Raw genomic sequence first — 13,800 nt, 5'->3', positions numbered from 1 at the left:
GCTAGACGATGGAGTCGATATCCAGTGTTTGCGCCCTTGCCAGATCATCGTGGGAAGGCGGTGGGATGCTGGCAAATTGAGCAGGCTCGCGATTCTCACGGTGGCTGAACCAGCGTTTGAGGCTGGCGTGCAGGTGCGTAGCCTCCGCATGACTGCCGTAGACATCGCGGGCTTGAAGGCGACGCCAGCGCAGGCTGGCCAGACGCTCACGGCTGGTGTGCAAACGGTCGATCTCGGCGTTCAAGGCATCGTTGGTTTCATGGCTGCGATCATTGGCAGGGCGTAGACGGGCGAGGTCACGCCGTTTGGCCCGCAGTTGCGCGCGCATGTCCTCAAGAGCCTGGTCGAGCAGCTCAAACTCCCTTGGAGTCACCAAGGGGCCTTGGCTATCCAGGGTTTGTTGCCAGCGCCGCAATGTAGCCCAGGCCGCAGGGATGTAGCTGGTGGTCATGAAGTGTTGACCGGCCTGAAAAAGCTGCCTCAATAGATTGTCGCGGTCGGGCATGTCGCCCTGCAGTTGCAATGCGCGATTACAACCCGCCTCTTCGATGGACTCACAGCCCGGCTTCCATAACACCGAAGAATGGGTGCCATCCGGGAGCGTGATCGGCATGAAGTGATGTTGTTCACCATGATGTTGATAGGGGTTGCCCCCCATGCGCACCAACCCGGCGGCGAACAACAGGCCACCGGGTACAGGAGTACTGAATAAGGTGATGGCACCGGGTATCCAGAGTTTGGCGGTGGTGTTCATCCACGGGGCGGGGACACTAGGCACGGGGTCGTTGTGATTGACGATGCGGTGGTGGACCAGTGATGAAGCGCCGGCAGTGAATTCGGAGTCAGCGGCACGGGGCGCCCCATAGGTGTAAAGGAGGATGTTGTAGTGGGCGTCCGGCGTTCGGCGCAGTCCTTCGGCCAACAGCAATGCAATGGCGCCGCCGAGGCTGTGGCCGCAAATTACAATGCGTTGGCCGGTGTGAAACTGATCAAGGTATCGCAATACGAAATCACGCATAGCCCGGTAGGCTTGATAAAATCCGTCATGCACTTTTCCAACGCCTTCGGCAAACGCTACCTGATGGGCGTCTGCGTCACGTAGCACATCGGCACGGCTGACGGTTCCTCGCACAGCTATCAGGATTACCTCATCGTGGTGAGTGATGAAAGCCTGGGTGTCGGTGCCGAATTTTTCGTCATCGAAAAAGTGCAAGCGCGGAGGGTGCTCCTGTTCTTCCTTCAGTTCCGGTCGGTTTTGGGGATACAACTCAGGATCGAATGGCAGGATTTCGAAACGGCTGGAATAAGGGACCTCTTCATAGAGCGGATAAAAACGCTGCACTTGCTTCGGGTCAATTCGCCAGGCTTCGTGATACAACGAAAGCTGTTCAGCGAATAAATTTCCAACGCTTGGATCCAGCGGAAACCGGACTTCATGCAAAGGCCTTTCTGAGGGTTCCTGCCCAAAATCGCAATAACTCAACGCGGCAAACAATGCGAGCTGGTACAGGTTCAGGGCACTGAATCTGTCTTCAATACATAGCATTGGGCGCAACGCCCGTAGTGGTCGTACTTCGAGGACAGTGTGGTTGTTGGGGAACAGTACGATACCTGACAACGTTGGCTCGGGTGGGCCGAATCCAAGGTCGGCCATCATTTTCAGTACATGACGTTTGGGACTATGGGCACGAGGCGTTATCGCAGGTAAGTGGGCAACATGGCGTACTAGATCCCTGACTTCGACTTGGTAGAATTGGTTGGCTTGTTGTTGTGCAGGATTAGCCTCAACGCGACGCCCATCGGCCATAGCAAATCCAGTCTGCTCAGCACGAACTTGAAGCTCGGTAACTGGAAGCTGATAGGTCGGTCGCATCATTAACCGACGATATGGCTGCCCTGCTCCTGAATACAGGTCATCAAAAACAAGGATGACGGGGCCGCTATTAATATTTTCCAGCTTGGCAAAGCCTTCTACATTCAATCTACCCTTGTACTGCTGTCCTACACTGTCGCGGACGGTATATGGCAGGCCGCCATACGTCGCGCCAACCCCGAGCTCATCGACCAGGCAAAAGCTGACCCAGTGCCCTCGCAATGAACAAGCTGGCGCACTGTCGCTGAAAAAGGATCGCTTCCTTGCGTCCAAATACATGGCTTAACTCCTTATCACTCACACGTTGGATAAATATTGCAGATGCGGCCATCCGGCATTTTTATTGGCTTGAAATCGGTGTTATTGCCATTGCAGTAAGCATCCAGATCGGCAAAATCTATACCCTTGCAGCGTTTCCACCCTCCTGGAACAGCGACCCAGTTATCGCCAAAAGCGGGGCGTTCCTCATCAGTCATCTTTAGCATCACCCTGAGGGTTCTCCCCCGCAGTTGATCGCGCTGTGCAGTTCCACCAACGCGTGTTGTCTGCAACTGTCCTAGCGAATTAACCGAACGGCACTGGAGGATTTTCCTGATTGCATGAAAGGGACCTACTGTCCGAAACAACCATTGACACTGACCTGATAGCTCCTTCACTCCTTTCTCCTGCATCCCAGGTATATCCAGATGATCGCTAATAGAGATATAGGCATCATCCCCCCCCACATCTGTATCCCGCGCGCCCCACTTCGCATAAAAACCAAACTCCACACTGCGCAGTACCAACGGGCAACCCTCTACCGTTTCAGCCAGCGGCAGTTCATAGCTAATCCTGCTCGCTACCGGTTTGTATTCCGTGAAAAAGACTTTTCGCTCTGGTCTCTTACCTCGACGCCTGGGTAAAACGCAGCGTTCACCCGTCGCAGGTCGGTAATTGGCAGCAGTTTTAAGTTCAAACTGGGCCGGCAAATCCACCTCCAATGTAAAACTATCCACCACCCGCCCCGCGCACCCCGGAATCCCCGCGCCCCCAAGAACAAGCAACACCGCTGCCATCCACCTACTCACCGTTTCCCACCTCCCTGTGCCACTGCTCCACGACCCGGTCAAAATGCACTTCAGGTGTTTCCCCAGCCCGAGGCGGCCAATGAATAACGCTGCTTCGGATCGTCTCTTCCAACCGGCGCACCACCAGGAACGCCAACTGCTCGGGGCTGCGCCATTGCCAGGTCCGCGCCTGTTCCAGTATTTGGCTGAGCCAGACCTTGGGGTCCTGGAATTCGACCAATGCCGCCAGGTCCTCACTGTGCTCCGCGAGCAGATAACGCAGGATATTGGCGTGCAGGATGGCTTCGGCCTGTGGGTTTGGCGTATCCAGCCAGGGCGCTGGATCCGGTGCCGAATAATCGCCCGGAGCAGGGTTTTCGCTTTGGTGCCAGCGCCCTTCATGCCAATAGCACACGCTGACCAGCGGCCCGAGATAGACCGGCCAGTGCTCCTTTGATAGATGGAGCAAGGCGCGGGCCAGGGTGCGGTTGTCGTGAATACGATAGAGCGCCCGCTGCCCCGTCGGCCCCACCAGCAGCCTGTCGCGCCAATGTCGCGTTGCACCCGCCAAGTCGGCAGCGGATAGGCTAAAGAGCCATCCCCAGTTCGACTCGGGATGTTGCAGCAGGTCGATCAGTGCAGGCTCATTCATTTGTTCCAGCAATAGGATCAGCGGGCCAGAACTCGCCAACTGCGCCGCATCGGTCTCGCTGTAGAGCTTGCAATAACGCGACAGGTCGCGCCCTGCCAGCAGCGGTTGGCTAGCCTCATGACTCCCCTCAAGCATCAGGCATAGGTGGTAGCCTTGTTGCTGTTGTCGGGCCATCCATCGAGTGACCAGGCTGTCCATCAAGCTGCCCTCCCCGCAATATCGCACTGACCTTCGCGGCAGCATTCGCACAGGGGGCAAAAGTCCGCACCCAGTTTTTTAGCCAAATCCATGATGACGCCTTGCGCTGCAGAAACTTGCGCGCCGGCAACTGGCGGGGGCGTTACCGAGCGCGTTGCGGACGGTGAACCGCCCAGGATGATGGGCCGGCTGCTGAAAATACCTCCGGCCTGAATCAGCAGGTGCTCTCCGCCAGCCTTCAGGCTCAGTTGCGCACCCGCATCAATCACCAGGTTGGCACCAGCCTTGAGATGAACCTGTTGCCCGGCTTCGATCACCAGGGTCTGAGCAACACGGGTCAGGCTATCGCCCTGTACGTCGAGGTGGTCATGCGCCTCGAGCACGACCTTGCGAGCACCGAGAATATGGCGACGCTCCTCACTCTCCAACCGAACCGTACTGGTTCCCCGAATGACTTCATGCCGTTCCCCTGCCACTTCCAGGCGGCTGTCATGCCCCACCCGTTGTTCCAGGTCACGCTGGGCGCGCAGGTAGATGAGCTCTTCGCCACTGCGGTCTTCCAGATGCAGCTCATTGCCACCGCTACCGCCTGGGGAGCTGCGGCTGCGCAGTACCGTGCGTGTCTTGTGCTGTGGCAAGGGGTAAGCCGGCAAGTGCGACGCATTGGGCAGGCAGCCGTTGACCAAAGGTTGGTCCGGGTCGCCTTCCAGGAAGCTCACCAGCACTTCCATGCCTACCCGGGGAATGACCAGCGCGCCAAATCCGTCACCGGCCCAGCCCGACGCCACCCGCAGCCAACAGCTGCTCGTATCGTCGTTTTTGTCCAGGCGATCCCAATGAAAGCGCACCTTCACCCGGCCATAGGCATCGCAATGCACGTCCTCTCCAACGGGCCCGGTTACCGTTGCGGTCTGGCTGCTACTGATCGTCGGCTTGGGGTGCTTGAGGGCCGGGCGATGCACTGCGCGCCAGGGGGTTGCAGTGAATCGGTTGCGATAGCCCTGAAACCCGCCGGCCTCGAATGCCGACTCTTCCAACACCTGCGGCTGGTAGCCCTCATGACGCACCGACGTCAGCAACCATAAGTCATTGCACGCTGGATCCGGGTGACCGCACAGTTCAAGAAAGTGACCACTGCGTAACGCGGGTTGATCGCTTTTGCCCAACACCCGATGGCGATCACGCTGATGGCGCTCCAGGCCACGCCGCGCCAGTTGCGCCCCCCGGGCACGGCCGGTGAAACCACCGGGGCATTCATAGTCTTCCCATGGTTCTGCCGTTTTGGCACCGGCCTGTTCTTGCAGGCAAAACGAAGGATGCTCAAAGTCATAGTCTCGACGCACGGTTCGCTGACTGCGTGTCTGCAAACGCCGGTCGAAGCGCTGGACCACCCGGGTCTCGAGCGCCGGATCACCCGACGAGCAATAACGCTGCACCGCCAGCCGTCGAAATACCGTCTGGTCGTCACCGAATACCAGCAGATGGTTATCCACGCTGTGGCGAAAATGGTAGTGAATACCCTCCTCTTCACACAGCCGCTGGATAAAGTGCAGGTCGGATTCCCTGTACTGCACGCAAAACACCCGCGGTGGATACACCACCGGTCCAAGCTCGAAGGCATAGGCGTCGGCAAGGATCCCGTGGTGTTCAAGGACCGTTGCAATGATCTGCGGCACGCTGCGTTGCTGGAATATCCGCTGGTCGCGACGATGGGCAAGGCAGGCCAGGCGCGGGGCGAGGGTCAGGTGATAACGGGTGAGCCGCACGCCAGGGTCACCTCGACCGATGGCGTAGACCTGCCCATGCAGCCCCTGCTCCGCTTCGCCAAAGTCCAGATAGGCGGGTTGATGAAGCAGCGCCTCCAAATCGAAGGAAGGGTCTTCGCTGACCAGTTGCACATGTATGAAGTAAGGCTGATCGAGGGCTTCAGTGCCTTTGAATGCCACTACCTGAAAGTCTGTAGTTATGCCTGAAAGAACTAATTTGAAACGTGACGAAACAAACGCGTTAACCATCCTTTGTTACCCGCCATCAACTTTTCAACTGAACGACTCTCCCTCGCCAATACCGGATGGATTGCGAAAAAAAGCACCTGAACAGACTAAAGCTTAGCGATTTCCCGCGCTTTTCGGCGCTTACCCAATAAAAAAGAAGTTTCGTACACCGAGGATGGAAATGTCGCTTATAAAGCAAGACATACAGCCAATAAGACATCTAAGAACAACAAGAAAATTCTTACGCGATTTTATATCTGAATAACCAAGTTCCGAAGAAACAGCTGACATCTGTCCAAGCCGACAGCAGCCTTCCAAATTCAGGGGATGAGTCGCGCCGCCCCAAAAAGACTGACACCCTGCAGCTGTCCAGACTCGGTTTGCAAACGCACTGGCGCCGTGCCACCCGGCATCACTACGGCGATGTCTCCCCCCTCAACCCAACCCGCGCGCCATGCCGCGCACGCCACGGCGCTGGCGCTGGTACCCGAGGACGCCGTGGGCCCCTCCCCTCGCTCAAATACCCGCGCTATCACACGATTGCCAACGTCCCGAGCCGCCCATTGAAGGTTGATTCCACCGGCACAGGGTTGGCCGGTACCTGCGGGCGGTGCAAAAGCGATAGTTTTCAACCGATTGAACAGCACCGATTGATGCATCGTGTCGTTGTCTGGCAATGCCGACACTTGCTCGACCAGCGTCACACAATGAGGATTACCCACCCGGACGAACTGGCTAATTCCCCAATGCGAATCAATCGATGTCAGTGCCGCCAGGCAGCTGAATAGGTGACTGCCCACGACCACGGAGCTTATGCCAGCGGCACTTACCGCCAAGGGGCCAAAATCAGGTCGGCCCAAGGTCAACCAGAAACCTTGCTCACGTTCATGCATCGCCGGCTCGACATAAGTGGCCACGGGCGATACCGCGTCAGGCTTGTCGTGATATACCCGCAATTCACTGCCCTGGGCCATCAAGCCCTGGTCGCTCAACGCCTGAGCAAAAATAGTCAGGCCATTGCCACTGCGTTCGGCCAGCGACCCGTCGGTATTGATGATCAGCAGATCAAACGGCGACTGGTCCTGAAAAGGCCCTACCAACAAACCATCGCAGCGGTGCGCCTTTGTATTAGCCGGACGAGGCAATAAGCCCCAGCCACATTCAGAGGCAATAGCCGACGCCGCCCACGCCTTGCGCGTGATCGCCGCCGTGCGGGCATTGTTGGGCACATCAATACCCAGTTCACGTAAATAGGTGGGGCTGACCACCCCATAGATATTGCCGCGCGCATCGTAGAATCGGGTCATTACCACACCCGCCTGAAATTTTTCATCGGCCCGTCCGTTCAGTTACCTGCTTACCAGAACGACAGCGTATTACAGAACCGCCACCTGTGGGAGGTGGTCTGGAAGGTGGTAATCCGTCGCAAGAAACCTGGGGTTCAGCCACCCTCACGAGGATTACACACCTTCCAGACCACCGCCTACAGGCTCGATCACTCCTGTGTGGTTATCAGCCACCAAAGAGTTCCGGCTTTGTAAAAATAATTTTCTCGATCCGTATTTTTGATTCCGAACGCGAAGGGAACCCGGCTCGCTCCAGAGGGCCTGATGTGCAAGGATGTGACACTGAACATCGCTCGATGAACGCAAAACCAAGGACTTTTCATGACTGCCATCCCCACCCCTGCGCCCGTAATTCCCGGGCGGCTGGAGCAGATGTCGACGCGCATCGCTTTCTTTATCGCCGGCTTCGGTATCGCCGCCTGGGCGCCCTTGGTGCCGTATGCCAAAGCGCGCGCAGATCTGAATGAAGGCACGCTTGGCCTGCTGCTGTTGTGCCTGGGAGTTGGCTCGATCATCGCGATGCCGGCAGCAGGCGCCTTGGCATCGCGCTACGGCTGCCGTCGCGTACTGACCGCAGGGACGCTCATGATCTGCCTGGCCCTGCCGATGCTGGCCACTGTCAGTTCGATCCCCTTGTTGATCGCAGGGTTGTTCCTGTTCGGCGCGGGCCTGGGCACCGTGGATTCCACCGTCAATCTGCAAGCGGTGATTGTCGAGCGCGCCAGTGGTAAAACCATGATGTCGGGCTTCCATGGTTTATTCAGCCTGGGGGGCATCGTCGGCGCAGCGGGGGTTGCCGGGTTGCTGGGCCTGGGCCTGTCGCCACTGCAGGCGACGCTGGTAGTGGTGGCTATCATGGTTGTGGCGCTGCTCAAGGCCGCACCGCACCTCCTGCCTTATGGCAGTGAAAGCTCCGGCCCGGCGTTTGCGGTGCCCCATGGTGTGGTGTTGTTCATCGGTTGCCTGTGTTTCATCGTGTTCCTGGCCGAAGGTGCCGTGCTGGATTGGAGTGCGGTATTCCTCAGTGCCGAGCGCGGCCTGGATGAAGCTTACGCCGGCCTTGGCTACGCGGCATTTGCCTTGACCATGACCGCTGGGCGTTTGACCGGTGATGCCATTGTCCGACGCCTGGGGGCAACGCGAGTAATCGTGATCGGGGGCACCTTGGCGTGTGTCGGCCTGCTCATCGCGACGCTATTACCAGCCTGGGAAACTGCATTGCTTGGATACGCATTGGTGGGTGCCGGGTGTTCGAATATCGTGCCGGTGCTGTACACCGCCGTCGGCAAACAAAAGGTCATGCCGGAGCATATTGCGGTGCCGGCCATCACCACGCTCGGTTATGCCGGCATTCTCGCCGGCCCTGCGGTAATCGGCTTTATCGCCCATGGCAGCAGCCTGAGCACCGCCTTTGTATTGATTGCGGTGTTGCTGGCGGCCGTGGCCATCAGCGGCAAAATCCTCAAGGTATAGGCCCGGCAGTCAGCGCGCTTTGCGAGCATCGTCCTGCTCCCGCCAGCGCTCGAGGCTTTTGTTGCTCAGCCAACCCTCTTTGTGGGGTGGGCCAAACAGTCGTGTGCCGTTGGCACGTTCCAATGAAGGCAGCAAACCTGGGCGTTCGATAATGTTCTTCGCCGTGTAGACACACAACTCACTGTATTGGGGCCTGGGCATGCCGGTAGACGTGTCCAGTACAGGGCTGCCCTTCTGATCAACTTCGTAAGGGTCCTGCATGACCGCCTTGAGCTTGGCAATCTCAACGTACTGGTGTTGTTCGAACAGGAAGGTGCGATCCATTGTCTTGTCTCTCAACTGTTCAAACTGGCTTTGCAGCGCTTGCACCACTTGCGCGTTGCCATGGGTATGAAACGGATCCTGGCTGAACGCACTCGCCGAGCTGTTGCCATGCAAAGCCTGGGCTGCCGCACTGAGGCTGTCACGCGTGATATCGCCGTCGCGGCTGAAGATGGTGTCGCTTAACCGCGCACGCTTGAGAATTTCCCTGACGACCTGAATGGCGCCGTCCAGTGCCTCGTTTTCACCCATGGGTTGAGCGGCGATCCGCTGCAATGACATCCAGGTCAAGCGCCCCTCATTAAGGAAGGGGTGCAACAGGCCAAAGGCTTTTTCAAGGGCCTTTGCCAACTGCTTGTCCGTTGAAGTTTCACCCGGCAGGGAACTGCTCGCCCGTTCAGCGGGGAAGTTCTGTAGGTCTCGATGACTTAGAGCGGATAACGTTCCGCGCAAAAGAGTGGGCTGGCGAGAGATCCCTCGCTCCGGCACGGAAGAAGCTTCCTGCCAAGTGACCGGTGATAGCGTCGTTGCTCGCGCAGCTGACCCGCCAGGGGCGAGAGGCCGACCGGGAGGTAGTACACCCTCGATTTTCATGGGTTTTCTCCAACTCTATTCAGATGCATATCCGCTTGGTGACCTGTGTCGGAATGACAAGATCAACGAATGGATTCCACTCGGACAAGCACCTCATGTGTGGTTGGAGGGAGACGGCAGTTCCGGATGAGCAGCGAATACCAATGACAATATGTAAAAGCCCAGGCAAGGCAGCATCAACCTGACTTTCGACTACGCCACCACGTCGCCAGGCTATTGATCAGCCCGGTGCTTTTCAGTGAATCAGCGCGGGCCACTGGGACCTGGCGGTCAGCCAACATGCCCCGGGAAAAATCATCCGCAACGGGCGCCTGAAATTTTCGCTCGCCGGCAAACGCTTTCATGCGGCGGGCTTGGGCCACATATTCCTGCGCGGCAGTGGGCATACCTTCTGATACTCCGCCCTTCTCGGACAGCGCAGGGTTTACTTGCTGGGTGTTTTGCAGAAGTTCAAGGCGGCAGGATTGGGAGGAATTAAACGAAGTTGAAGTCATGTGTTTTCCCTCAGGCGAAATCTGAAAAGCAGTGGGCCAATGCACCACCGCAGTTACCACCTATGTGGCAAATAAGCGTAAGCCGTTCCTTAAATGATTGAATCAGGCGCCGTTTTCGCAGCACAGCGCCTGAAGGCGGGTTATTGCGACAGTAAGGCCAATGCTTTGCGACGGATCTTTCCATCACCGTCGGCACTGACGAGGTTATCCAACAGTTTGAGCAGGTCGCCCCGTTTCATGACTGCCTGGGCCAATTGGATCAGGTGATCCTTGGCTGCATCGCCTGTGAGCTCCTGACTTGCGAGTTTCCTCAAGTCTTTGAATTTCAGGTGTGGCCCGCCGCTCCCATCCTTGAGTTCATCGAAATGCTCGAGCATTTCAGCGGCCAATTCCTTGTCAGTCTTGTACTTGAAGTAGTTATCTCCCTGGATAACCGCGTTCAGGCTTTTCCAATCAATAAGATCATTCAACGCACCGGTGCGACCGTCCCGGTCAAGCGCCGCCATCAGCTCCGGACGTCGCAGCAGCTCATTGGCCAAGCGGGCGTTTTCCCTCATGACCGGGTTAGGTGACCATCCTCGTTTCGCCATCGCAAGAATGCTGTCAACGCTGATAGACCCAGGGTTATTTGGATCTCTAAACGCGTTGAAGCTGTCGCGCAATTGCTGCGCCAACTCTTCGTTACTCTTTAATGAGTATTGCGGATCCGGCCTGCCGGGGGCGACCGGATAAGGCCTACCCCCTGCAGTAGGGTCGGGGCGCGGCGGTGGATTGCTTGCCCCGGGGTTGGGCCTTGGCGGCGGGTTGCTGCAGCCCGGATGCATGGGCGGCCGATGCCCCAGGAACCAATGACTGAGCCAGCGCTTGAGTTGGCTCAGTAAGTGATGCAGCCCGGGAGGGTTGTGTTGATGGCCAAGCACATCAGCCGCGGTTGTTGCCGGCTGATGGTGATCGAACACCGGCCCGGCCTTGTTTTGCGTGGTCGGGAAGTTGACATGGGCAGCACGCTGATCATTGAAAGAAGGCGCAGCAGGTGCCTCGCGAGTGTGTTTGACGACAGCCTTGCCAGTGACTTGTGAACGGTCTGGCGTTGTTGAAGCAGAGACGGATGTATCCATCGATACAGACATAGGTTTCTCCATTGCAGTAGGCGCGATTTCAGCTTGTCGCTCCAACGCAGTGTCGAAGCCCATCAGCTTTCCCATGTGTGGTTTTGTGTCGGAAACAGTTCCTGACGCAGCAACAATACGTGCTTTGACGGTGTAGGAAACAGATCAGGCAGGCTTGCATTACGCCGGGCGCGGGCAAAAAAAATCGCAACCCTTGGGCTGCGATTATTGCCATCAACCGAAGATCAGAATCCAACGCTTGCCTGTACGAAGAACGTGCGCGGCTCGCCCAGGTATATCCCGGCGTTATTGTCGCTGGAGCGTGTGTAATGTTGCTGGTCGAAGAGGTTTTTCACCCCCACGCCAAGTTTCAGGTTCGACAGTTGCGCACCGAAGTCATAACCGCTGCGCACGTTGACCGAAACATAACCCGGAATATCACCGTACTGGCCGTCAGCGGTGCCTTGGGTGATATAGGTGGTGCCGGTGCCTGGCGCACGCTGGCCAGACTGAGCATAGACGTCCAGGTTGTGCGTCCAGTGATTGACATCGTAACGCAGGCCCAGGGTCGCCACTTCACGGGAATACAGCGGCAGATCGCGGCCCTTGAACGGTACGTCGCCCTCGGAGGTGGCCTTGGTGTAGGTAAAGCCGGCGTTGGCGGTCAGACCGTCGAGGCGCGGGTCAAGATTGGACAGGTCGTAGTGGGCCGACGCTTCGATACCGGCGTGCTTGGTGGCGCCGAGGTTGGTCCAGCCTACGTCATTGCTGACGTATTGCAGTTCATCCGAGAAGTCGATGTAGAACAGCGTCACTTCGCCGCCCCAGATGCTGTCGTTGTAGCGCGTCCCGATCTCGTAGGTCTTGGCTTTTTCCGGGTTCAGACCGTTGGCGGTCTGGTTGCCGGTACCACCCTGCCCCAACTGGAAATACTGCAAGCTGCCGAAGGAGGTTTCGTAGTTGGCGAACAGTTTCCATGCGTCGCTGACGTGGTACATCACGCTCAGGGCCGGTAGCGGTTCATTGTTGTGAATCTCGCGGCGTTTTTCCTCGGTACGCTTGCCGTTCAAGGCCACTACCGGGCGGTCATGCCATTCGGTGCGGATGTCTTCAAAGCGGATGCCCGGCGTGATGGTCCACTGGCCGATGTCGATTTTGTTGTCGATGTAGAAAGCGCTGGCTTCGGTGCCGCCGGTGCGGTCTTGATAAACGTGGCCGTCGCTCTGCCCACCTGGCGTGGGTACGTTGTTGACCAGGTTAAGGCTGGTGGCCTGCTCGTGCATGCCTTCCTTCAAGTAGCGGTAGCCAACGCTGACTTCCTGCGTGCTGGGGCCCACATCGAACACATGGGACACCCGTGGCTCGATGCCGAAGGTGTAGTAGGTGCGTGGGTAGGAACTGAGGGTTTTCAGATCGCGGTTGGCGATGTTGCTGCCTCGGAAGCTGTCGGAATAGTAGGTCAGCACTTCAGCCTGGGTACGGTCGTCAATCTGGCGGATGTACTTGAAGGACACGTCCTTGCGGCGGCCGCTGAAGTTGTCCCAGTCGCGCACCGACTGGTACGGGTTGGCGTCAAACTGCTCCTGGGTCAGGCCGCCGGGCATGTCGGCGCTGGCATCGTAATAGTGGAAGTTCAGCGAGAAGTCGTCTTGATCGGTCGGCGCCCAGTGGGTCTTGAAGATTACATCGTCAATGTCGTTGGAATTGTTGCTGTTGCGATAGCCGTTGCCATTGACCCCGGAGTACAGCAGCGCGGCGCCGATGCCGTTGTCGGCGGTGCCGCCGATAAACGCATTTTCGACGTGCTTCCAGCCACCGTGGGCGGACGTTTGCAGGGTAGTGCCGACTTCCCCGGAGAATTTTTCCGGGATGGCGCGGGTCACGAAATTGATCACGCCGCCGACGTTCTGCGGGCCATAGCGCACGGACCCGGCACCACGCACGACGTCGATGCTGTCAAGGTTACCGGCGGAAATGGGCGCCATCGACAGTTGCGGCTGGCCGTACGGGGCGAAGGCTGCCGGTACGCCGTCAATCAGCACGGTGGAGCGTGGCGACAGGCGTGAGGTCAAGCCGCGTACGCCGACGTTGAGAGAAATATCGCTGCCCCCGGTGCCATTGGATTCCTGTACCTGCACGCCAGGCACGCGGCGCAATACGTCGCCGACGTTCATCGCGCCCTGCTCCATCATGGCTTCGCGGCGCACCACCGTGCGTGCACCCGCATGGTTTTGCACCACGGCGGCATCGGCATCGCCGAGCCAGTCGCCCACCACCTTGATGTCGGTGACGCCCAGTTCCAGCGGCGAGCCAGCTTCGCCAGTGCCGGAGCTCAGCGTGCGCAAGGTTACGGAGCCTGCGTCGATCTGGTAATCCAGCCCACTGCCTTGCAGCAATTGGCGCAGGGCTTGTTCAGGCGAGAGGTTGCCATCCACTGCTGGGGCTTGCTTGCCGGCGACCATGTCGGGGCTGAAGAACACTTGCAGGGAGGTCTGCTGGCCCAGTTGGCTCAAGGCTGCACCCAGGGGCTGGGCGCGAATATGAACGCCTTCGCCAGCCTGTGCGGCAGGCAGCGCGATGCTGACTGCGATAGCCAGGGCGAGAGGCGCCCAGCGGGAGATTTTATTGTTGTGGAGGGCGAGTTTTTTCACGTCGAACCTAGTCCTGTGATCGCAAAAGTGTGCGGCTGTTAATGCAAAC

At 58.1% G+C, this 13,800-nt stretch carries 10 protein-coding genes; 1 reads left to right on the top strand and 9 read right to left on the bottom strand.

Going from position 1 to position 13,800, the window contains the following annotated elements; genetic code table 11:
- Position 1: 1 nt before the first annotated feature.
- The 5 genes from E4P01_RS23785 to E4P01_RS23765 all read right to left on the bottom strand — a co-directional run bounded on the left by E4P01_RS23785 (position 2) and on the right by E4P01_RS23765 (position 7,070).
- Positions 2-2,152 (bottom strand): lipase family protein, encoded by a 2,151-nt coding sequence (locus E4P01_RS23785; protein WP_216091017.1) that lies wholly within the window; start codon positions 2,150-2,152, stop codon positions 2-4.
- 14 nt (positions 2,153-2,166) lie between these two features.
- Positions 2,167-2,928, bottom strand: coding sequence for a hypothetical protein (locus E4P01_RS23780; RefSeq protein WP_248130148.1), 762 nt, complete (start codon positions 2,926-2,928; stop codon positions 2,167-2,169).
- A gap of 4 nt (positions 2,929-2,932) precedes the next feature.
- The gene (locus E4P01_RS23775) at positions 2,933-3,769 is read right to left on the bottom strand and encodes a DUF4123 domain-containing protein (RefSeq protein WP_078820839.1); all 837 of its coding nucleotides are present in this window, start codon (positions 3,767-3,769) and stop codon (positions 2,933-2,935) included.
- Complete coding sequence (gene tssI, locus E4P01_RS23770; protein WP_216091016.1) at positions 3,769-5,784, bottom strand: type VI secretion system tip protein TssI/VgrG; 2,016 nt, start codon at positions 5,782-5,784, stop codon at positions 3,769-3,771. Before tssI ends, E4P01_RS23775 begins: the two co-directional genes overlap by 1 nt.
- A gap of 299 nt (positions 5,785-6,083) precedes the next feature.
- Positions 6,084-7,070, bottom strand: coding sequence for a diaminopimelate epimerase (locus E4P01_RS23765; RefSeq protein WP_078820837.1), 987 nt, complete (start codon positions 7,068-7,070; stop codon positions 6,084-6,086).
- A 360-nt stretch (positions 7,071-7,430) separates the two neighbouring features.
- Here E4P01_RS23765 and E4P01_RS23760 point away from each other — a divergent pair, with 360 nt between their 5' ends.
- Positions 7,431-8,582, top strand: a complete 1,152-nt coding sequence (locus tag E4P01_RS23760; protein ID WP_032876840.1) for an MFS transporter — start codon at positions 7,431-7,433, stop codon at positions 8,580-8,582.
- Between the two features lie 9 nt (positions 8,583-8,591).
- On the opposite strand, the gene E4P01_RS23755 is transcribed toward E4P01_RS23760, so the two are convergent.
- From E4P01_RS23755 to E4P01_RS23740, 4 genes are all read right to left on the bottom strand, one after another.
- On the bottom strand, positions 8,592-9,254 hold the full coding sequence (locus E4P01_RS23755; protein WP_248130147.1) for a type III secretion effector protein: 663 nt from the start codon (positions 9,252-9,254) through the stop codon (positions 8,592-8,594).
- Positions 9,255-9,673: 419 nt separating this feature from the next.
- Complete coding sequence (locus E4P01_RS23750; RefSeq protein WP_032876842.1) at positions 9,674-9,991, bottom strand: hypothetical protein; 318 nt, start codon at positions 9,989-9,991, stop codon at positions 9,674-9,676.
- 140 nt (positions 9,992-10,131) lie between these two features.
- Positions 10,132-11,184 (bottom strand): type III secretion effector protein, encoded by a 1,053-nt coding sequence (locus tag E4P01_RS23745; protein ID WP_248130146.1) that lies wholly within the window; start codon positions 11,182-11,184, stop codon positions 10,132-10,134.
- Between the two features lie 161 nt (positions 11,185-11,345).
- Positions 11,346-13,751, bottom strand: a complete 2,406-nt coding sequence (locus E4P01_RS23740) for a TonB-dependent receptor (protein WP_216091015.1) — start codon at positions 13,749-13,751, stop codon at positions 11,346-11,348.
- Positions 13,752-13,800 lie beyond the last annotated feature (49 nt).

Source organism: Pseudomonas sp. NCIMB 10586 (assembly GCF_023127895.1).
Lineage (GTDB): Bacteria > Pseudomonadota > Gammaproteobacteria > Pseudomonadales > Pseudomonadaceae > Aquipseudomonas > Aquipseudomonas synxantha_A.
Note: the sequence above shows the minus strand (reverse complement) of the source record. Positions and strands in the feature narration are given on the sequence as shown.